A 20,799-nucleotide genomic window follows, 5' to 3' on the forward strand; every position below is an offset into this window, starting at 1 on the left:
GGCGGACCGCCGTCGTCGTATTGGTTTGCCTGAGCCCCGGGCTACTTGAGCCCGAGCTCCTTGGTGGGAACCTTGAAGGTTTCCTTGGCCGTCAGGGCCGAGATGGCGGCGATGCCGCAAATGATCGCGGTGAAGATGCTGATCTGAACCCAGCCGCCGGGCTTGATGCCGCCCATGGCCGCGACGATGGCCGGGGCGAAGCCTGCCATGAGGAAGCCGAGCTGGGTGCCGATGGCCAGGCCGGAGAAGCGGACCTTGGTGCTGAACATTTCGGCGTAGAAGGACGGCCAGACGGCGTTGGATGCTGCGTAGCCGCAGGAGAAGAATCCGATGGCCGCGAGGAACATCAGCGGGACGTTGCCGGACTCGAGGCTCAGCAGGAACACCGGCGTGAGGATGGCGCTGGCCACGGCGCCGTAGATGAAGACGGGCTTGCGGCCGATCCGGTCCGACAGCCTGCCGAACAGGGGCTGGGTGCCGAGGGCCACGAGGTTCGCTCCGACCACGAGCCACAGGGTGGTGGTGCCGTCCACGCCGGCAACGGTCTTGGCGTAGCTGATGGCCAGGGTGCCGAAGACAGTGGAAACGGCGGCGATGAAGGCGCAGGCGACAACGCGGAGGACGTCGCGCCAGTGGTGCTTCAGCAGATCGGCTACAGGCAGCTTGGCGATCTGGGCGGACTTCTGGGCTTCCGCGAATGCGGGCGGCTCGTGCAGCGTGCGCCGGATGAAGAATGCCACCACGACAATCGCGGCGCTGAGCCAGAACGGGATGCGCCAGCCGATGCCGTACTTGACTTCATCAGGCAGGGCAAGCACGGGGATGAAGGCGAGGGCGGCGAGGATCTGGCCGCCCTGGGTACCGGTGAGGGTCCAGGAGGTGAAGAAGGAGCGCTGGTTGTCCGGAGCGTGTTCCAGGGTCATGGAGGAGGCGCCGGCCTGCTCGCCCGCTGCGGACAGGCCCTGGCAGAGGCGGGCCAGCACCAGCAGCGCGGGGGCCCACCAACCGACGGTGTTGAAGTCCGGCAGGCAGCCGATGACGAAGGTGGAGGCGCCCATCAGCACCAGGGTGAACATGAGGACCTTCTGGCGGCCCACCCGGTCACCGAAGTGGCCCAGGATGACGGCGCCGATGGGCCGTGCGATGTAAGCGAAGCCAAACGTCGCGAAGGACATGATGGCGGCATTGGCGTCAGCGTTAGGGAAAAACACGTGCGGGAAGATCAGTGCGGCTGCCGAGCCGAAAATAAAGAAGTCGTAGTACTCGACGGCGCTGCCGAGGAAGCTGGCAAGGGCTGCCTTCTTCGGTGTCCCGGCCGGGGCAACAGTGCCCGGCGTCGTGGACGGGATTGTCTGGCTCATGGTGTTCCTTCAGTGTGACGACATTGTCGCGGATGTATCGGGAGGATCGCAGCCGCCGTCCTTGTAGGGGAAAGGGGCGGCTGGAGGTCCTTGGAAAGACCCGGACTAAGTAGCCGCATGGTGAGAGCTACTTGTGCGATACAGCAACTATGACTGTGAGGGCAGTCACCTGTCAAGAAACTTGCCCACGATCTAGAAATAGCTCTCACATTGTGGCAACATCGAGGTATGAGTGTGAAGGAAGCCACAGGCGGCAATGCGGCCGCAGATACCCCCGCCGAAGAAACAAAGCCCGCAAAGGGGGAATCCCGCACCGACATGGTGGGCAAGGCGCTGGGCCTGCTGGTCCTGTTGGGGGACGAGCCCCGCGGGGCCAGTGCGGCGGAGCTTTCCCGCCGCGCCGACCTTCCCTTCAGCACCACCTACCGGCTCCTGGGCTCGCTCACCCGCGACGGGTTTGTGGATTACGAGCCGGACGGCCGCCGGTATCACCTCGGCCTGCGCATCTTCCAGCTGGGCCAGCGGGTCTCCAGCCACCACGGCTTTGCCGGTACGGCACTGCCCATCCTGCGCCGGGTCACCGAAGAGACGGGGGAGGCCACTATCCTGTCCGTCCGCGACGGCATCCACCACCTCACCGTGAACAAGGTGGACGGCCCGCAGACCTTCCGGGTCACGAGCGACCCCGGGCACCTCGGCGCGCTCCACACCACCTCCGTCGGCAAGGCGCTCGTCGCCTTTGCCGAGGACGAGGACCGCGAACGGCTGCTCGAGGAGCTCCCGCTGGAGCCGCTGACCAGCCTGTCCATCACCGGCCGGGACGCCTTCCGCGCCGAGATCGAGAAGGTCCGGCGGCAGGGGTACGCGGTCATGGATGAGGAGAACGAGCTGGGTATGCGGGCGGTGGCGGTGCCGGTCTTCAATTCGCAAGGCATCGCCTTCGCCTCCCTGGCCACCGCCGTGCCGGTATTCCGGCTCAGTATGGAGCAGCTTGTGGCGCTGGTTCCCCTGCTGCAGGCGGCCGCCGTGGAGCTTTCCGCCCGCCTGCCCCAGCGCTAATTATTTCCTTGTTCGCATCTAGAACAAGAGTGCATCATATGAACTTTTCCTGTACTGTTATCCGTATCACCCGGTCAGCACGGGGCGCAGCAGACGCCCAAGCCGGCCGAGTGCCGTTGTCAAAGGAGCCGCACGCATGAGCAATCGAACCGAGTCCTACCTGATAGGACTTGTCGGGGATGGCGTGATGCCGTCGCTCTCGCCCCACATGCACGAGCGCGAAGGTGACGTCCAGGGCGTCCGCTACCTGTACCGGCCCATCGACCTGCACGAGCTCGACCTGCCGGCCACCGCCGTCGGCGACCTGCTGCAAAGCGCCCACCGGATGGGCTTCAACGGCCTGAACATCACGCACCCTTGCAAGCAGCTGGTCCTCGAGCACCTCGACGAGATCGCCCCCGACGCCGAACGGCTGGGCGCCGTCAACACCGTGGTGATCCAGGACGGCCGGTTCATCGGCCACAACACAGACTTCTCCGGCTTTGCCGCCGCCCTGGCCTCCGGACTTCCGGACGCCAAGCTGGACCGCGTGGTGCAGCTGGGGGCGGGCGGCGCCGGATCCGCCGTCGCCTATGCCCTGCTCACGGCCGGCGTGCAGACGCTGGAACTCGTGGACATGGATCCGGCGCGCTGCGCCGAACGTGCCGCCGAACTGGCCGGCTTCTTCCCGGACCGCACCGTCACCGCGCGCACGACGGCGGAGCTGCCGCAGCTGATGCCCGCCGCCGACGGGCTGGTGCACTGCACCCCCGTGGGCATGGCCGCCCACCCGGGCACGCCGCTGGACATGGCGCTCGTGGAACCCCGCCACTGGGTGGCGGACATCGTCTACCGCCCCATCGAAACGGAACTCGTCCGCGAAGCGCGGGCAAAGGGCTGCCAGGTGCTGGACGGCGGACGCATGGCCGTGGGCCAGGCAGCTGACGCCTTCCGGATCTTCACCGGCATCGAGCCCGACGCCGAGCGGATGCGCGCCCACTTCCTGGAACTCATCGCCGCTGAAGAGGTGGCCGTCTGATGCGCACCGGAATCGCCACCGTCTGCCTCTCCGGCACGCTGAAGGAAAAGATGCAGGCCTGCGCCATCGCACGCTTCGACGGCATCGAAATCTTCGAGCAGGACCTCGTCACCTCATCGCTCAGCCCCGAAGACGTCCGCAAGATGGCCGCGGACCTGGGCCTCACGCTGGACCTTTACCAGCCGTTCCGGGACTTCGACAGCGTGACCGAGGACCTGCTGGCAGCCAACCTCCGCCGGGCCGAGGCCAAGTTCCGGCTCATGTCCCGGCTGGGCATGGACACCATCCTGGTCTGCACCAACGTCGCCACCGCCACGATCGACGACGACGACCTCCGCGCCACGCAGCTCTCCGCCCTGGCGGACCTCGCAGGCGAGCACGGCGTCAAGGTCGCCTACGAGGCCCTCGCCTGGGGCAAGTACGTCAACGACTACGAACACGCCCACCGCCTCGTGGAGATGGTGGACCACCCCAACCTCGGCACCTGCCTGGACTCCTTCCACATCCTGTCCCGGGACTGGGACACCGCGCCGATCGAAAAGATCAACGCGGACAAGATCTTCTTCGTGCAGGTGGCCGACGCCCCCAAGCTCTCCATGGACGTGCTCTCCTGGAGCCGGCACTACCGCGTCTTCCCCGGCGAAGGCCAGTTCGAGCTCGCCAAGTTCATGGGCCACGTGGTCCGCGCCGGCTACACCGGACCGGTGTCGCTGGAGGTTTTCAATGACGTCTTCCGCCAGTCCGACGTCGAACGCACCGCGGTTGACGCGATGCGTTCGCTGATCTGGCTGGAGGAGCAGAGCGCCAAGTGGCTGGACACGAACGCGCCGGTGGCTAACGGAACCGCAGCGGGCGCCGCAGCCACCCAGCCCCCTGCCCGCCGTCGTTATCCCATGGAACTGGCAACCCTTCCGCAGGTGGCAGAGCCCGCCGGCTTCAACTTCGCCGAGGTTAAGGCCGCGGACACCGGGGTGCTGGAAAAGGTGCTCGGCCAGCTCGGCTTCGAGTTCAACGGCCGCCACCGCACCAAGGACGTCCAGCTGTGGACCATGGGCCACGCCCGGGTGATCATCAACGAACAGGCCCCCGCGGCGGCCGAGCCGGCCATCGCCGCCCTGGGGTTCGACGTCGACTCCCCGGTGATTGCCTCCGCCCGCGCCCAGCAGCTCAAAGCCCCCGTGGTTCCCCGCAAGAGCCAGGCCAACGAGGAAGTGTTCCAGGGCTTCGCCGCCCCCGACTCTACCGAGATCTTCCTGTGCCAGGGCAGCCCGGACGGCACCGCGGCCTGGACTGCTGAATTCGGGCAGGGTCTTGAAGTCCCGTCCGGTGCCCGGAACGCCGTCATCGACCACGTGAACCTCGCCCAGCCGTGGCAGCACTTCGACGAGGCTGTCCTCTTCTACACGAGCGCCCTGGCGCTGGAGCCCCAGCCGTATGCCGAGGTCGCCAGCCCCAGCGGGCTGGTCCGGTCCCAGGTCATGCAGACCTCGGACCGGGACGTGCGCCTGGTGCTGAACCTGGCCCCCGTCATCCAGCAGGAGGGCGCGGACCCGGGGACGGCCCCGCGGAAGACCTACCAAGAGCACATCGCCTTCGCGGTTGATGACCTGGTGGCAACCGCCCGCGCCGCCCGCGACCGGGGACTGGCCTTCCTGCAGATCCCGGAGAACTACTACGAGGACCTGGACGCCCGCTTCGACCTCGACCCCGGATTCCTGGACACCCTGCGGGACCTCAACCTGCTGTACGACCGCGACGCCGACGGCGAGTTCCTGCACTTCTACACCGCCACGGTGGGCAGCGTGTTCTTTGAAATGGTGGAACGCCGCGGCAACTACGACGGCTACGGGGCCCCCAACGCGCCGGTGCGCCACGCCGTCCAGTACGACCACCTGCATGACCTGACCCAGACCAACCACTAATTGCCCAACCACAGATTGAAAGGAGGCTGCTGTGCCTGAAGACGTGAATCTCGCAACGTACAACGCCGACGCGCTGACCGAGGACCTGTCGGACGCAGTACCCGCAACCCCGGCCGCCGCCCCGGCAGACGTCCCCGTTGAGGCGCCCCGCGTGGAAACCCAGCAGGATCTCAGCGCCGAGATCAAGGCCCTCGGAGACGCCTACGCCAAGGCGCTGAAGGACGGGACGGCGCCGGAAACGCAGCCGCGCCTGGACTTTGCGCCGTACCGCAGCAGCATCCTGCGCCACCCCACCAAGAGCCTGCACCACGCGGACCCGGAAACCATCGAGCTGTACTCCCCGGCGTTCGGGCACCAGGACGTGCACGCCCTGGAATCGGACCTGACCATCCAGCACAACGGCGAACCGCAGGGTGAACGGATCATCGTCGCGGGCCGCGTGCTCGACGGCGACGGCCGCCCGGTCGCAGGCCAGCTGGTAGAGATCTGGCAGGCCAACTCCTCCGGCCGCTACATCCACAAGCGGGACCAGCACCCGGCACCGCTGGACCCCAACTTCACCGGTGTTGGCCGCTGCATCACCGGCCCGGACGGCTCCTACCGCTTCACCACCATCAAGCCGGGCGCCTACCCGTGGAAGAACCACCTCAACGCCTGGCGGCCCGCGCACATCCACTTCTCGCTGTTCGGTCAGGAATTTACCCAGCGGATCGTGACGCAGATGTACTTCCCGGGCGACCAGCTCTTCCCGCTGGACCCGATCTACCAGTCGATCGTGGACCAGGATGCCCGCGACCGTCTTGTGGCCAACTACGACCACGACCTGACCCAGCCGGAATGGGCGCTGGGCTACAACTGGGACATCGTCCTGACGGGTTCCAAGCGGACCTGGACCGAGAACGAGGCGCTGGGTGCGGAAGGCGATGACCATGAGTAACTCCACCAAGCTTGTTCCCACCCCGGGCCAGACCGTGGGCCCGTTCTACGGCTACGCCCTGCCCTATGACAAGGACCGCGAACTGCTGGCCCCCGGATCCGCGGGCTCCATCCGCCTCCAGGGCACCGTCTATGACGGCGCCGGGCACCCGATTCCGGACGCCATCCTCGAAATCTGGCAGCCGGATGCGGAGGGCAACATCGTCCACCGGACCGGCTCGCTGGTACGCGACGGCTACACCTTCACAGGTTTCGGCCGCAGCTCCGTCGGCAACAGCGGCGTCTACACTTTCACCACGGTGAACCCGGGACCCACGGAACCCGGCGCTGCACCCTTCATCTCCGTCGTCATTTTTGCCCGCGGCCTGATGAACCGCCTCTTCACCCGCGTTTACCTGCCGGAGAACGAGGAGGCGCTGGCCAAGGATCCGCTGCTGTCTTCGCTGGATCCCGAGCGCCGCAAGACGCTGATCGCGCGCCGCGATGCCGACGGCGGCCTCACCTGGGACATCCGCCTGCAGGGTGAAGGCGAAACCGTCTTCCTCGACTTCGACGGAACCGGAACCGGGGGCGCCACAAAGTGACCGGGTTCCAGGCAGCGGGCGCCGGCGGCGGGCTTTACGGCGACGTCGGGCTACTCAGTCCCGTGTCGGCGTCGCCCCTCGTGGCAGCACTGACCGGTGACCGGGCCGTCCTCGCGGCAATTCTCGCCGTCGAGGCGGGCTGGGCCGCGGTGCTGGAGCAGCATGACCTCGCTCCCGCCGGTTCCGCTGCCGTGGTAGCCCACGCTGCCGACGCCTCCCGGCACGATCCTGCCGATATTTCCCGCCGTGCTCAGGGCGGCGGAAACCCCGTGATCCCGCTGCTGGCCGACCTCCGGGCCCAGGTCAAGGCGCTGGACACAGCCGGCGTCGGTGCAGCAAAAGCCGTGCACACTTCGCTGACCAGCCAGGACGTGCTGGACACGGCCCTGATGCTGGTGGCCCGCAACACCCTTGCGGCGCTGCTCGCCGACGTGAAAGGCACGACGGCGGCGCTCGCCCGGCTGGCGCAGCAGCATGCGGACACGCTGTGCGTCGGCAGGAGCCTGACCCAGCACTCGCTGCCGTTCACGTTCGGGCTCCGGGCGGCGCAGTGGTTCCATGGGCTGGCGGCCGCGGCGCGCCGGCTTGAGGCGCTGGAGCTGCCGGTGCAGTTCGGCGGCGCGGCGGGCACGCTGGCCGCCGGCACTGTGCTGACCTCCAGCTCAGCCACGGACCCCTTTGCACTGTCTGACGCTTTGGCCGCGCAGCTGGGCCTCGCCGCCACGCCGGCACCGTGGCACACCAACCGGCTGGCCGTGACGTCGCAGGGCGACGCCGTGGCTTCCGTGGTGGACGCGCTCGGCAAGATCGCCGCGGATGTCCTGTTCCTGAGCCGTCCCGAGGTGGCCGAGGTTGCCGAGCCCCGCGCGCCCGGCCGGGGAGTTTCCTCGGCGATGCCGCAGAAGCAGAACCCCGTGCTTTCGGTGCTGGTCCGCAGCGCCGCCCTCCAGGCCCCGGCCCTGGCTGCGCAGCTGCACCTTGCCGCCGCCACCTTCAACGACGAACGCCCGGACGGTGCGTGGCACACCGAATGGCCGGCCCTGCGCCAGCTGCTCGCCCTGGCCCTCGGCGCCGCCGGCCACATGCGGGAACTCGCGGAGGGATTGCAGGTCTTCCCCGACGGGATGCGGCGGAACCTGGACCTGTCCGGGCCGCTGTTGCTCAGCGAGGGAGTGTCCGCCGCGGTGGCGCCGCTTCTTTCGGCGGACGGGGCAGGCGGATCTGGTGACGGGAAACAGCAGCTGCAGGCCGTCGTCGACAAGACGCTGCAGGCGCCGGCGGCCGAACAGGCTGCCACCTACCGCCGGCTGCTGCGCGAGGCTGTGCCCTCGGACCGGCTCTCCGACGCACAGCTGGAGGAACTGCTCGACCCTGCCAGCTACCTCGGGCAGGCAGCCGAGATCTCGCGGCGGATCCTGGCCGCTTTCCCGGATTTTGCGCTTACTTCAACCGAACCAGACGGAAACGGAGATTCCCGTGGCTAAACCAGCAGTGAAGGCAGTGCTGCTTTCCCCCCAGCGTGCGCTGGGAGACAAACCCCTCCTGATCGTCGGGCCGTCGCTCGGCACCTCCTCGGTGCTGTGGTCCCAGGCCGGCTCACTCCTGGGCAACGATTTCGACGTCGTCGCCTGGGACCTGCCCGGCCACGGCGTCTCTGCCGCCGCCAGCGAAACCTTCAGCGTTGCGGACCTGGCGGACGCCGTCGTCGAGCTTGTCGACTCGATCGCCCCCGGCGAGACGTTCCACTACGCCGGCGTGTCCCTGGGCGGGGCCACCGGCCTGCAGCTGGGCATCAAGCACGCCGACCGGCTCAAGAGCCTCTCCGTGCAGTGCTCCGGCGCCAAGCTGGGCACCCCCGAGGGCTGGCTGGAACGCGCTGAGACCGTCCGCAGCCAGGGCACCGCCGTGATGATCCAGGGCTCGGCCGAACGCTGGTTCGCGCCCGGGTTCATGGACCGCGAGCCGGAACTCAGCAGCCGGCTCCTGCACTCCCTGCGCGACGCCGACCGCTTCAGCTACGCCTTCTGCTGCGAGGCCCTGGCCGCCTTCGATGTCCGCGACCAGCTCGGCAGCATCACCGTCCCCACCCAGATTGTGGCGGGCGCGCACGACGGCGTTGCGCCGCCGGCGATGGCCGAAGAAGTGGCGGCCGGAATCACCGCCGGTGGCGGCACCGCTTCTGCGGCCACCCTTGAGGGCGTTGCGCACCTGGCGCCCGCCGAGGCACCTGCCCACGTGGCCGAGCTGATGCGGAGCCTCATTTCCTGGGCCGAAACCCGCGGAGCAGCCAAATGAGTGGCGCCGAACGCCACGGGGTGGTCCAGCCGGACGCCACCAGCCAGGAGATTTACGACGGCGGCATGGTGGTCCGGCGCGAAGTGCTCGGCGAAGCTCACGTCGAACGGGCCAACGCCAAGAAGGACGCCTTCACCGAGGACTTCCAGGACATGATCACCCGCATCGCGTGGGGCGGCATCTGGACCCGTCCGGGACTGCCGCGCCAGATGCGCTCCGCCGTCACCATCACCGCCATGGTGGCGCACGGGCACTGGGAAGAACTGGCCATGCACATCCGCGCGGCCATAACCAACGGATTGAGCAGGGACGAGATCAAGGAGATCCTGCTGCAGACCGCCATCTACTGCGGAGTTCCCTCCGCCAACACCGCCTTCAAGACAGCCCAGCAGGTCTTCCATGACATGGACAGCACCGGGCCCGCCAACGCCCCCACCCCACCCAACTAGGTAGCAGCAGATGGCGTTCTGAGCCCTCAGAACGCCCTGATGTGCTACCCAGTTGAGCCAGAGTATTTGAGGAATTCATGAACCAGGCTTTTGTATACGACGCCGTACGCACGCCGTTCGGAAAGTTCGGCTCCGGCCTCGCCGGCATCCGTCCGGATGACCTTGCCGCGCATGTGATCGGCGAGTCCGTGAAGCGCGCGCCCGGTTTGGACGTGGAGCGCATTGACGAAGTGGTCTTCGGAAACGCCAACGGCGCCGGCGAGGAGAACCGGAACATCGCCCGGATGGGCACGCTGCTGGCCGGTCTGCCGGTCTCGATCCCGGGCACCACGGTGAACCGGCTGTGCGGTTCGTCGCTGGATGCGGCGATCATCGCGTCCCGGCAGATCAACGCCGGCGATGCGGATTTGCTGTTGGTGGGCGGTGCCGAGTCGATGAGCCGCGCGCCGTGGGTGCTGCCCAAGACGGAGAAGCCCTACCCGGCCGGGGACATGACCCTGGCGTCCACCACGCTGGGCTGGCGCCTGGTGAACAAGGCGATGCCGAAGGAGTGGACCATCTCGCTGGGCGAGGCCACCGAGCGTTTGCGTGAGAAGTACGGCGTGACCCGCGAACAGCAGGATGAGTTCTCCGCGAACTCGCACAACCTGTCCGCCGCGGCGTGGGACGAGGGGTTCTACGACAACCTGGTGGCCCCGGTGCCGGGCACTGACCTGGTTCGGGACGAAGGCATCCGCGCCGGCTCCTCTGCCGAGAAGCTTGCCGGCCTGAAGACGGTGTTCCGCACCGAGAACGGCACCGTCACCGCGGGCAACGCCTCCCCGCTGTCCGACGGCGCCTCCGCGGCCTGGATCGGATCCGAGAACGCTTCCTCGATGCTGGGACTGGAGCCTTTGGCCCGGATCGCGGGCCGCGGTGCGCACGGCAACGACCCCCAGTTCTTCGGTTTCGCCCCCGTGGAGGCGGCGAACAAGGCACTCGCGAAGGCGGGCATCGGCTGGGACCAGGTGGGCGCCGTCGAACTTAACGAGGCGTTCGCCGCGCAGTCCCTGGCGTGCATCAACGCCTGGGGGATCGACCCCTCGATCGTGAACCGCCACGGCGGGGCGATCGCGATGGGCCACCCGCTGGGCGCCTCCGGCACCCGGATCCTGGGCACGCTGGCGCGGAGCCTGCAGGCCTCCGGTGAGCGCTGGGGTGTCGCGGCGATCTGCATCGGCGTCGGCCAGGGCCTTGCCGTCGTGCTCGAAAACGTGACCGCTTCTGAAGGAAAGGCATAGGCGATGCTGAATTTCGTTGACACCGTCGGCGAGGCCGTCGCAGCCGTCAAGGACGGCTCCACCGTGATGATCGGCGGGTTCGGCAACGCCGGCCAGCCGTTCGAACTGATCGACGCGCTGCTGGAGAGCGGCGCCACGGACCTGACCGTCGTGAACAACAACGCCGGCCAGGGCGACCAGGGTTTGGCCTTGCTCATCAAGGAAGGCCGGGTCCGCAAGATGATCTGCTCCTTCCCGCGGCAGTCCGACTCCTGGCACTTCGACGCAAAGTACAAGGCCGGTCAGATCGAGCTGGAACTGGTGCCGCAGGGCAACCTGGCCGAACGCATCCGCGCCGCGGGCGCCGGCATCGGCGGCTTCTTCACACCCACCGGGTACGGCACCATGCTGGCCGAGGGCAAGGAAACCCGCATCATCGACGGCCGCGGCCAGGTCTTCGAAACGCCCATCCACGCCGACGTCGCCCTCATCAAGGCGCTCAAGGCCGACGGCGTCGGGAACCTGATCTACCGCAAGACGGCCCGGAACTTCGGCCCCATCATGGCCGCCGCGGCCAAGCACACCGTGGTCCAGGTCTCCGAGATCGTGCCCACCGGTTCGCTGGACCCGGAGAATATCGTGACCCCCGGCATTTACGTCAACAGCATTGTCCGTATTGATTCCAGCGGTGCTGCCGCCGCCGGCACCGCAGAACAGGTGGCCTGAGATGAGCCTTGTAGAGACGAGCATCCAGACGTCCGAAACGCCGCTGGGCCGCGATGACCTCGCCCGGATGGTGGCGCGGGACATCGCGCCGGGGTCGTTCGTGAACCTGGGGATCGGCCAGCCCACCCTGGTGTCCAACTACCTCAAGCCGGAGCAGAACATCACGCTTCACACCGAGAACGGCATGCTGGGCATGGGTCCGGTGGCCACCGGGGACCAGATCGACGGGGACCTCATCAACGCCGGCAAGATCGCCGTCACCGAACTCCCCGGGGCGTCCTACTTCCACCACGCCGACTCGTTCGCGATCATGCGCGGCGGGCACCTGGACATCTGCGTCCTCGGCGCGTTCCAGGTCTCCGCGACCGGTGACCTCGCCAACTGGCACACCGGCGCCCCGGACGCCATCCCCGCGGTGGGCGGTGCGATGGACCTGGCCACCGGCGCCAAGGACGTGTTCGTGATGATGACGCTGCTGACCAGGGAAGGTGCCTCCAAGATCGTGGAAGCCTGCACCTACCCGCTGACCGGGCTGGGCTGCGTGACCCGCGTGTACACCGACAAGGCGGTGTTCCTGACCGGACCCGACGGCGTCCGCGTCCGCGAAACCTTCGGCTGCACGCTCGAGGAACTCCAGGCCCTGGTGCCCGTCCCCCTTACGGCAGCCCCCGCCGTCGAGCGTTAACCAAGCGCGAACGGACACTTGGCACCCCTGACCCGCGCTCGGGCGGGGCCGGAAGTGTCCGTTCGCGCCGATTAGGATTGGTAACCATGACCGACGCAGCAGCAGGGACCGCGCCCCGGGCGGGCCGCCCGCCGAAGGACGGCGCGGCGCCGGCGGCCAGTGACCAGTATGTGCAGTCGCTCGCGCGCGGTCTCGCGGTGATCCGCGCGTTCGACACAGAGCATGCCGACATGACGCTCACCGAGGTGGCTGCCCGCACGGATCTCACTCGCGCCACGGCCCGGCGCTTCCTGCACACGCTGGTGGAGCTCGGCTACGTCCGGACCGACGGCAAGACTTTCGCGCTTACGGCCCAGGTGCTGCAGCTCGGCTACGCCTACCTTTCAGGTCTCTCCCTGCCGCAGCTGGCCCAGCCGCACCTTGAAGAGCTGTCGCTGAAGTTGGGGGAGTCGACGTCGGCAGCGGTGCTGGACGGGACCGATATCGCCTACATCGCCAGGGTTACCACGCGCCGGATCATGACGATCGGCATCACCGTGGGCACCAGGTTCCCCGCCTATGCGACGTCGATGGGCAGGGTGCTGCTCGCCGGGCTTCCCCCGGAACAGCTGAAGGAATACCTGGCCGCGGCAGAGATCAAGCCGCTCACCCCCCGTGCCGTCGGCACGGTGAAGGACCTGTTGGCCGTCCTGGACAAAGTCCGGGCTCAGGGCTGGTGCCTTCTGGACCAGGAGTTAGAGCTGGGGCTGATGTCCGTGGCCGCTCCGGTTTACCACGGCCCGAAGGTGGTGGCGGCCGTCAACGTATCTCTGCAGGCACAGTCCGTTGCCGCCAAGCCCGATCGCGAGGCCTACCTCGAGTCCGTACGCAAGGAAATCGTAGCCACGGCAGAGCGAATTTCGTCGGACTTCTCCAGCGGGCGGTAAGGAACGCGGGGCCACCCACAAGCGGGTTCATCTCCGTTGGGGTCGTGAGCGGAAGTAGTTGTTGCGGGTCACCCTCCCGCCACGCGCCCGTGGGCCATAGACTCTAGCCAACTACGTGCAGCAGCGCCGCTCCGTTTATCCCGCCCCGGGCGGGACCCACCAGAGCAGAAGCCGTTGCACCCGTTGGAAGGGAAGTGGCGGGTGAAGCTGGGCATAGCGCGGGAGCGCCGGGAAGGTGAACGGCGGGTGGCCGCGACGCCGGAAACCGTGAAGCAGCTGGCCGGACTGGGCCTGGAGGTGCTGATCGAATCCCGGGCGGGTGTTTCCGCCGGGCATGCCGACGACGAATACCGCCAGGCCGGCGCCCACATCGTTTCCGACCTCGATCCCGCCGGGCTGGACATCCTGGCACACGTCCGCCCGCTGGAACTTCCGACGGCGACAGCCCTGAGGCGCGGTGCCGTCACCGTGGGTCTGGCGTCGCCGTCGTCCGAACTCGCCACCGTCAGGGCACTCGCCGCAGGCGGGGTCACGTCCTTCGCGCTGGAACTCGTGCCGCGCATTTCCCGGGCCCAATCCATGGACGCCCTGTCCTCGCAGGCCCTTGTGGCCGGCTACCGCTGCGTCCTCGAAGCCGCCATCCGCCTGCCCCGCTTCTTCCCGCTGTACATGACCGCCGCCGGAACCGTCCCGCCCGCGCGGGTGCTGGTGCTCGGCGTCGGTGTGGCCGGGCTGCAGGCGATCGGAACGGCGAAGCGGCTCGGCGCACGCGTCTCCGCCAACGACATCCGGCCCTCCTCCGCGGAAGAGGTCACGTCCATGGGCGGCACCTTCATCAAGCTGGATCTGGAGACCGCAGAGGCGGCCGGCGGGTACGCCCGTGAGCTCAGTGCTGACCGCGGTGCCCTGCAGCGGCAACTGCTGGCACCGCACGTTGCCGATGCCGACGTGCTGATCACCACGGCGGCCGTTCCCGGCAGGCACGCCCCGCTCCTGGTGACCCGTGAAATGGTGCAGGGCATGCGGCCCGGATCGGTCGTCGTCGACCTCGCCGCGGAGTCCGGCGGCAACGTCGAGGGGTCCGTAGCCGGCCGGGACATCCACGTCCCCACCGCAGACGGAAGGGGGACCGTCGCCATCGTCGGCCTCAAGGACGCGCCGTCGGCTATGCCCACGGACGCCTCCCGGCTCTACGCGAAGAACGTGGCCAACCTGCTGGCGCTCATGACGCGGGACGGGATTGTGGCCCCGGATTTCGACGACGACGTGATAGCAGGTGCCTGCCTGACGCACGACGGCGTGGTGCGGCACTCGCCGACGGCGGAGGCTCTGGCGGCTCTCGCCGGGGAGAACGCGCCGGACGGCGCCGTCAGGCGAAGCGCCACGGGACGCGCCAGAGGACATCCCCGACGAAACGGACAACGAACTCGCAGACGAGTTGGCAAATGACCCAGTGAAGGCGTCAGAAAACGAAGGGGTGGTCTGATGGACGGCATCAGCCTGCTGACCATCACCGTGCTTGCGGTGTTTGTCGGCTTCGAAGTGGTGTCAAAGGTTTCCAGCACGCTGCATACACCCCTGATGTCCGGTGCGAACGCGATCCACGGGATCATCCTGGTGGGCGCCATCATCGTCGCCGGCCAGGCCACGCACCCATGGGTCCTCGCGGTGGCGCTGCTGGCGGTGGTGCTTGCCACGGCGAACCTTGTGGGCGGCTTTGTGGTGACGGACCGCATGCTGGAGATGTTCCGGGGCCGCAAGCCGGGTAAACCGGCCCCGCCCGGTGTTACGCGAGGTAAGACCAAGGAGAGCACGGAGGCCAAGCGTTGACCCTCCTGGATCCCAACGTCACCGCGCTGCTCTACCTCGCGGCCGCCGTCTTTTTCATCCTGGCGTTGAAGGGCCTTAACTCCCCGCGCACCGCCCGCCGGGGCAACCTCATCGGCGCGTTTGGTGCGCTGGTCGCAGTCGTCACCGTCTTTTTCTCGACCCGGCTGGACAACGTCCCCCTGATCCTCGGCGCCATAGCCGTGGGCTCCGGCGTGGCAGCCCCCGTGGCCAGGCGCGTCAAGATGACCCAGATGCCGCAGCTCGTCGCCCTCTTCAACGGGGTGGGCGGCGGCGCCGCCGCCCTCGTGGCGCTGCTGGAACTGCCGCATGCGGAGGACGCCTGGGTGCGCGTCGCCGTCGTCTTCACCCTGCTGGTGGGGGCGGTGTCCTTCGCCGGCTCCGCCGTGACCTTCGCGAAGCTGCAGGAGCTCATGACCACCCGCCCCGTGGTGTTCCCCGGCCTGCCGGTGCTCATGGGCGCGGTGCTGCTCGCCGCCGTCGGTGCCGCGGCCGCCGTCGTTCTTGGGGGTTCGCTGGTCCTGGCGCTGCTGCTCCTGCTGCTGGGCCTGGCGGCCGGCGTGCTGCTGGTGCTGCCGGTGGGCGGCGCCGACGTGCCGATCGTCATCTCGCTGCTCAACGCCTTCACCGGCCTGGCGGTGGCGGCCTCGGGCCTGGTGCTGGGCAACGTGCTCCTGGTGGTGGCCGGCACGCTGGTGGGGGCGTCGGGCACCATCCTCACCCGGGCGATGGCCGCGGCCATGGGCCGCAGCGTGGCCGGCATCCTGTTCGGCGCGTTCCGGGGAGGATCGACGGCGGGATCCACCGCCGTGAGCGACCGTCCGGTCCGCTCGTCCAGCCCGGAGGACGTGGCCGTGCTGCTGGGCTACGCCCAGCGCGTGATCATCGTCCCCGGTTACGGGCTGGCCGTCGCGCAGGGACAGCACACCGCCGCAGAGCTGGCGCAGGCCCTGGAGTCCCGGGGTACCCGCGTGGACTTCGCCATCCACCCGGTGGCGGGGCGCATGCCCGGACACATGAACGTGCTGCTCGCCGAGGCCAATGTGCCTTACGAGTCGCTCAAGGAAATGGGTGAGATCAACTCCGAGTTTCGCACCGCCGACGTCGCGCTGGTGGTGGGCGCGAACGACGTCGTGAACCCCGCGGCCAAGACCACCGCCGGCTCACCGATCTACGGGATGCCGATCCTTGAAGTGGCGGACGCACGGCAGGTGGTGTTCCTTAAGCGCTCCATGCGCCCCGGGTTCGCCGGGATCGAGAACGACCTCATGTTCGAGCCGCAGACCACCCTGCTGTTCGGCGACGCAAAGGAGTCCCTGACGAAGGTGCTGGGCGCGGTGAAGGCCCTGTAGGGTGCAGCATCTGGGGTTTGTCCACACGCTCTCCGACACACCCTCGTTACTGAAATGTGACTTCTGGTGCACAAGTGCGATAGCCTCGGCCGGTGCCCTGGTTCCGCTCAGGGCATTCCCGGGCAGAATGCCGAGCCCTGCCGCTGGACCGGGATCCGTTCGCTATGACCAACAGGCAGGGACGGGGGAACCACCTTAGTACCGGCCTTGCGCGCAAGGCCTAGGGGTTAAGTCCAGACGCTTCGCCTAGCGGCGGGCAGGACCGGGTGACTCCCATCCGAACCCGACAGCTCACCCCGCAGGCATGGGAGAGGCAAATCAACCATGTCACGTAAGTCCATACCCGCGCGCCACCGCGCCACCCCAACGACGTCCGTCGCCCTGCAGGGCCTGTCGTATTCCCTTAAGTCCAACGCCGCCTCGGTTGCCAAGCCGGCGGCCGCCGCCGCCGTCGCTTCCGGACTCCTCTTCGGCGCCGGAGCACCCGCACACGCAGGTGCCTACGCTCCAGAGACGCCGGACGCTGCTGCTGTGCAGTCCGTCGCTGGCCAGGCGCTGGCAGCACCCACCCAGGCGCAGGCCGCACCGGCAGTCCCCGCCCCGGCGGCCCCCGCGCCGGCAAGCGGAGGATCTGCTGTTGCCGGCGCGTCGCACACCGTTGTGCCCGGCGACACCCTTGGTGCCATCGCAGCACGCCACGGGGTGAGCCTCGACACACTGCTCGCAGAGAACGGCCTGTCCCAGGCGTCTGTCATTTACCCCGGTGACCAGATCCTCATCCCGGGACCGGGTGCAGCTGCAGCTCCCGCGGCTCCGGCAGCACCGGCCGTACCTGCGGCTCCGGCAGCCCCGGCTGTCCCCGAGCCCGCCGGCATGGGAATCTACAACGCCTCCGCGTCGATAACGCCGGCGGCAGCAACCGCTCCGGCAGCGGCTGCAACCCAGTCAGCCAGCGGCGTGGGCGCAGCCATTGTGGCCTCTGCCCGGGCGCAGCTCGGCGCCACCCAGGACTGCACCATCTTGGTGGAACAGGCACTGCGCTCGGTCGGCAAGTCGGTCGGTGACCTCGCGCCCACGCAGTTCCATCAGTACGGCACCCCAGTCTCCGCCCCGCAGCCCGGTGACCTGATGATCAGCGCCGGACACGTCGGCGTCTACATCGGCGGCGGGCAGGCCATTAGCAGCGGCATGAACGGCGTCAACGAAACCATCGTGCACCCGGCCTCCTGGCTCACCGGCTCCACCTACGTGCGGGTGAACGCCTAACAGCGGGTGAACGCCTAACGGGCGGTTCGGAACACACAGCAGCGGCGGGTGCACCAGCACCCGGCGTTGTTGTGTTTGGTGGCTAGTTTCGGTGTGGTGGCAGGTCTTGGGCGGCGCGGACGACGGCGTTCGTCACCTCCGCGAGGCCCGGCGAGTCCAGCGTCCACACCTGCCAGTAGAGGCGCAGGTGCTCGCTCCACGCCGGGTCGAGTTCCACGAGTGAGTTCTCCTGGTCCTGCTGGTCCGGCACCATGCCCCAGCCCAGGCCGGCATGAATCGATTCGACGTACTGGACTGAATCGGGAATGAAGTGCTGTGGGGGAGTGGCGTCGGGCGCGATGCGCGCGAGGACAGCGAGCTGGTGGGTGTCCTTCCTGTCGTACTGCATGACCGGGGCGGCGGCGAGGGCTTCCGGGGTGGGGCCGTCGGGGAACCAGCGGGCCGCAAACTCGCGCGACGCCTTGGCCCGGTACACCATGGTGCCGAGAGCGCGAATCGTGCACCCCTGCACCGGTCGGGGATCCGCGGTGATCGCGCCTACTGCGTCGCCGGACCGCAGGAGGTCGGCTGTGGCATGCTCGTCGTCGCGCAGCAGCTCAAGGGCCACCCGGCCGCCGAGCGCAATCTCCCGGTAGGCCGCCGGCAGCCACGTCGCTATCGAGTCCGCATTAGCCACGATGGGAACCCTCAGCCGCTCAGCGCTCGGCCGCCTGCCGTCGTTCCTCTCCGTAGGTTCTGGCCCGCGCAGGCCAAGGACCGCCTCGTCGGCGAGGAGCAGCAGCTGGCGCGCTGAACGGAGGAGCTGCTCGCCCGCCGGCGTCGGCCGGACCGGCTTGAGGCGCCGCACCAGCACACTACCCACGGAGCGCTCGAGTGCCTTGATCCGTTGGCTCACGGCTGAGGGAGTGAGCCTGAGTTCCCCCGCCGCCGCGTCGAATGTCTCGTGGTCGACGACGGCGGCAAGTGCCCTGAGCTGGTCCAGTTCCATGAAGATATTCTAATGAAACTACAGAAAAACTGAATTGTGTTTCAGGTTCTCCGCCCGTACCTTCGAAGAATGCTTCCCTTCCTGACCGGGCTCGGAGCCGGCCTCAGCCTCATTGTCGCCATCGGAGCCCAGAACGCGTTTGTTCTGCGGCAGGGCCTCAAACGGGAGGCCGTCTTGCCGGTTGTTCTGGTGTGCCTCGTCAGTGACGCGGTCCTGATCCTGGCCGGAGTCGCCGGGATCGGCGCGCTCATCCAGGGCGCACCGGTGCTCCTGGCCGTGGTGCGGTGGGTCGGCGTCGCGTTCCTCCTCGCCTACGCGGTCTTCGCCGCCCGGCGTGCCCTGCGGCCCGGGATCCTCAAGGCAGCTGATTCCCCGGGCAGGGGGACCGTCTGGTCTGCCGTACTCACTGCCGCCGCGATCACCTGGCTCAACCCCCACGTTTACCTCGACACGCTTGTGCTGCTGGGCTCGCTGGCCAGCACCCACGGTGGTTCGGGCAAATGGCTCTTCGGGGCAGGGGCCGCCGCCGGCAGCGCCGTGTGGTTTCCCCTCATCGGCTACGGCGCTCGCGGACTCAGCGGCTTCTTTGCGCGGCCGGCGTCGTGGCGCTTCCTCGACGGCGGCGTCGCCGTGCTCATGCTTACCCTGGCTATCGTCCTCGCGACCGGGCGCTGACGCGCGCGACCGGGCACTGACGACCGCCGCACACTAAGGGTGTGGCCGGCGGTATAGGGCCGTGTTGCTACGGCGGGCCGCCAGCCATTCGGTCGAGTAGGCCGGCGATGATGTCCAGCGCACGCGCAAGTTGGAGATCGGTCGGGGCGCCGTACCCGATGACCAGGCCGTTTTCCGGCGTCCGTTCTGCAAAGTAGCTGGCCAGGGTCACGACCCGCACCCCCAGCCCCAGTGCTTCCTTGGCCAGTCGCTCGGCCGGAACGTTCTGCTGAAGCCGGATGACGGCGTGCAGACCGCCATCCAAGGCCGTCAGCTTTACGTCTGCCCGTCCGCCAAGGCGGTCGAGCAGCAGTGTGCGGCGATGCGCGTACTCGCGCCTTGCCCGGGCGATGTGTCGTGCGAGGCCGCCGCCGGCGATGTAGTTGGACAACGCAGACTGCATCACTCCGGCAACCGGCGTGCCGAGGTCAAGCCGTGCGTTCTTGAGGCGCTGCCCTGAGCCACCGCGAACCACGAGATAGCCACACCGCAGCCACGGGCTCAGTGACTTTGAGAAGGTGCCCACCAGGACGACCTCTGCGGAGGAGGGCAAGGAGGCAAGGGCAGGCAGTGGCATCCGCCGGTGCCGGAATTCGCTGTCGTAGTCGTCCTCGAGGATGATCACGCGGTTGGCTTCGGCCCAGGCCAGCAGGGCCAGTCTTTCCTTTACCGGCATCCGGCCGCCCAGAGGGTACTGATGGCTGGGCGTTACCAGGACGGCGTCAGGCCGGTGATCAAGGGCCGCAAGCTGGGCCGCCTCCAGCCCGTCGTCGGCAACCGGAAGAACGTCCACCGCGGCGCCCGCCGCGGAAAGCACCCGCCTGGCCGTGGGATAGCCGGGGTCCTCCATCAGCACTCGGGGCGGGTCCGCCTGGCCGCGGAGTGCTGCGACGATCAGTTGCAGGGCGTCACTGGTGCCCGCCGTAATGACGACGTCGTCAGCACTCACCGTAAGTCCGCGGGACACGGCGAGGTGATCGGCCACGGCAGTGCGAAGGGCCGGCGTACCCAAGGCGGCCGGAAGCTCAACCTCCACCGGCTCGGCAACGGCCATCCGCCAGGCGGCCCGCCAGTCGCGGTCACGGAACGGGGCGCCCGACGGCCGTCCTGGCGTGAGGTCGATCGTTGCATTTTGCTCCATGCCGGATGCCGCCTGGTTGCCTTCCGACGCCATGCCCCGGCCGTCGGAGCGCACCGTCACACGGGTACCGCCCGAGCCCCGGCCTTCCAAGTACCCCTCGCCGGCCAACTGCTCATAGGCGCGGACCACCACTCCGCGGGAGACGCCCAGCCCGGCCGCAAGGCGCCGCGATGCCGGGAGCGGGTGCTCCGGCCTCAGCGCCCCGTCCAGGATGGCGTCCCGCAGCCGGCCGACCAACTGGGCAGCAAGCGGAACGCGGCTCTGGTGGTC

The 20,799-nt window shown here is 68.3% G+C and carries 20 protein-coding genes and 1 riboswitch; of the genes, 17 read left to right on the plus strand and 3 right to left on the minus strand.

All coding sequences use genetic code 11. The features are described from left to right. Window positions 1-41: 41 nt before the first annotated feature. Window positions 42-1,361: an MFS transporter gene (locus tag J7I85_RS11960; RefSeq protein ID WP_214851973.1), complete on the minus strand. Its 1,320-nt coding sequence runs from the start codon at window positions 1,359-1,361 to the stop codon at window positions 42-44. Window positions 1,362-1,589: 228 nt separating this feature from the next. Here J7I85_RS11960 and J7I85_RS11965 point away from each other — a divergent pair, with 228 nt between their 5' ends. From J7I85_RS11965 to J7I85_RS12040, 16 genes are all read left to right on the plus strand, one after another. After that, window positions 1,590-2,420 (plus strand): IclR family transcriptional regulator, encoded by an 831-nt coding sequence (locus J7I85_RS11965; protein ID WP_214851974.1) that lies wholly within the window; start codon window positions 1,590-1,592, stop codon window positions 2,418-2,420. A gap of 136 nt (window positions 2,421-2,556) precedes the next feature. Then, window positions 2,557-3,438, plus strand: coding sequence for a shikimate dehydrogenase (locus tag J7I85_RS11970; RefSeq protein ID WP_214851975.1), 882 nt, complete (start codon window positions 2,557-2,559; stop codon window positions 3,436-3,438). Next, window positions 3,438-5,360, plus strand: a complete 1,923-nt coding sequence (locus tag J7I85_RS11975) for a bifunctional sugar phosphate isomerase/epimerase/4-hydroxyphenylpyruvate dioxygenase family protein (RefSeq protein WP_214851976.1) — start codon at window positions 3,438-3,440, stop codon at window positions 5,358-5,360. The genes J7I85_RS11970 and J7I85_RS11975 overlap by 1 nt, the downstream gene beginning before the upstream one ends. 31 nt (window positions 5,361-5,391) lie before the next feature. Next, window positions 5,392-6,297, plus strand: coding sequence for a protocatechuate 3,4-dioxygenase subunit beta (pcaH, locus tag J7I85_RS11980; protein ID WP_308159468.1), 906 nt, complete (start codon window positions 5,392-5,394; stop codon window positions 6,295-6,297). Next, window positions 6,290-6,880, plus strand: a complete 591-nt coding sequence (pcaG, locus tag J7I85_RS11985) for a protocatechuate 3,4-dioxygenase subunit alpha (protein ID WP_214851977.1) — start codon at window positions 6,290-6,292, stop codon at window positions 6,878-6,880. Before pcaH ends, pcaG begins: the two co-directional genes overlap by 8 nt. After that, on the plus strand, window positions 6,877-8,364 hold the full coding sequence (locus J7I85_RS11990) for a lyase family protein (RefSeq protein ID WP_214851978.1): 1,488 nt from the start codon (window positions 6,877-6,879) through the stop codon (window positions 8,362-8,364). The genes pcaG and J7I85_RS11990 overlap by 4 nt, the downstream gene beginning before the upstream one ends. After that, window positions 8,357-9,175, plus strand: a complete 819-nt coding sequence (locus tag J7I85_RS11995) for an alpha/beta fold hydrolase (protein WP_214851979.1) — start codon at window positions 8,357-8,359, stop codon at window positions 9,173-9,175. The genes J7I85_RS11990 and J7I85_RS11995 overlap by 8 nt, the downstream gene beginning before the upstream one ends. Further along, window positions 9,172-9,624 carry a 4-carboxymuconolactone decarboxylase gene (gene pcaC / locus J7I85_RS12000; RefSeq protein ID WP_214851980.1) on the plus strand — a complete coding sequence of 151 codons (453 nt, stop codon included), beginning with the start codon at window positions 9,172-9,174 and terminating at the stop codon, window positions 9,622-9,624. The genes J7I85_RS11995 and pcaC overlap by 4 nt, the downstream gene beginning before the upstream one ends. Before the next feature lie 77 nt (window positions 9,625-9,701). Then, on the plus strand, window positions 9,702-10,904 hold the full coding sequence (locus J7I85_RS12005; protein ID WP_214851981.1) for a thiolase family protein: 1,203 nt from the start codon (window positions 9,702-9,704) through the stop codon (window positions 10,902-10,904). A gap of 3 nt (window positions 10,905-10,907) precedes the next feature. Continuing rightward, on the plus strand, window positions 10,908-11,609 hold the full coding sequence (locus tag J7I85_RS12010; RefSeq protein ID WP_214851982.1) for a 3-oxoacid CoA-transferase subunit A: 702 nt from the start codon (window positions 10,908-10,910) through the stop codon (window positions 11,607-11,609). 1 nt (window position 11,610) lies between these two features. Beyond that, window positions 11,611-12,294 carry a 3-oxoacid CoA-transferase subunit B gene (locus tag J7I85_RS12015; RefSeq protein ID WP_214851983.1) on the plus strand — a complete coding sequence of 228 codons (684 nt, stop codon included), beginning with the start codon at window positions 11,611-11,613 and terminating at the stop codon, window positions 12,292-12,294. Between the two features lie 86 nt (window positions 12,295-12,380). Then, window positions 12,381-13,220: an IclR family transcriptional regulator C-terminal domain-containing protein gene (locus tag J7I85_RS12020; protein WP_251024270.1), complete on the plus strand. Its 840-nt coding sequence runs from the start codon at window positions 12,381-12,383 to the stop codon at window positions 13,218-13,220. Window positions 13,221-13,421: 201 nt separating this feature from the next. Next, on the plus strand, window positions 13,422-14,669 hold the full coding sequence (locus J7I85_RS12025; protein WP_214851984.1) for a Re/Si-specific NAD(P)(+) transhydrogenase subunit alpha: 1,248 nt from the start codon (window positions 13,422-13,424) through the stop codon (window positions 14,667-14,669). 36 nt (window positions 14,670-14,705) lie between these two features. Further along, complete coding sequence (locus J7I85_RS12030; protein WP_214851985.1) at window positions 14,706-15,050, plus strand: NAD(P) transhydrogenase subunit alpha; 345 nt, start codon at window positions 14,706-14,708, stop codon at window positions 15,048-15,050. Continuing rightward, window positions 15,047-16,420 carry an NAD(P)(+) transhydrogenase (Re/Si-specific) subunit beta gene (locus J7I85_RS12035; RefSeq protein ID WP_214851986.1) on the plus strand — a complete coding sequence of 458 codons (1,374 nt, stop codon included), beginning with the start codon at window positions 15,047-15,049 and terminating at the stop codon, window positions 16,418-16,420. The genes J7I85_RS12030 and J7I85_RS12035 overlap by 4 nt, the downstream gene beginning before the upstream one ends. A 150-nt stretch (window positions 16,421-16,570) precedes the next feature. Beyond that, window positions 16,571-16,740, plus strand: a riboswitch (cyclic di-AMP (ydaO/yuaA leader). Between the two features lie 4 nt (window positions 16,741-16,744). After that, the gene (locus J7I85_RS12040; protein WP_214851987.1) at window positions 16,745-17,686 is read left to right on the plus strand and encodes a LysM peptidoglycan-binding domain-containing protein; all 942 of its coding nucleotides are present in this window, start codon (window positions 16,745-16,747) and stop codon (window positions 17,684-17,686) included. An 82-nt stretch (window positions 17,687-17,768) separates the two neighbouring features. Here J7I85_RS12040 and J7I85_RS12045 read toward each other — a convergent pair whose 3' ends face one another. Next, on the minus strand, window positions 17,769-18,674 hold the full coding sequence (locus J7I85_RS12045; RefSeq protein WP_214851988.1) for an ArgP/LysG family DNA-binding transcriptional regulator: 906 nt from the start codon (window positions 18,672-18,674) through the stop codon (window positions 17,769-17,771). A gap of 69 nt (window positions 18,675-18,743) precedes the next feature. Here J7I85_RS12045 and J7I85_RS12050 point away from each other — a divergent pair, with 69 nt between their 5' ends. After that, entirely contained in the window at window positions 18,744-19,349 is a 606-nt protein-coding gene (locus tag J7I85_RS12050; protein ID WP_214851989.1) for a LysE/ArgO family amino acid transporter, read from the plus strand. 67 nt (window positions 19,350-19,416) lie between these two features. On the opposite strand, the gene J7I85_RS12055 is transcribed toward J7I85_RS12050, so the two are convergent. Beyond that, window positions 19,417-20,766 (minus strand): PLP-dependent aminotransferase family protein, encoded by a 1,350-nt coding sequence (locus J7I85_RS12055; RefSeq protein WP_251024271.1) that lies wholly within the window; start codon window positions 20,764-20,766, stop codon window positions 19,417-19,419. Window positions 20,767-20,799 lie beyond the last annotated feature (33 nt).

The organism is Arthrobacter sp. ISL-65 (assembly GCF_018613795.1).
Taxonomy (GTDB): domain Bacteria; phylum Actinomycetota; class Actinomycetes; order Actinomycetales; family Micrococcaceae; genus Arthrobacter.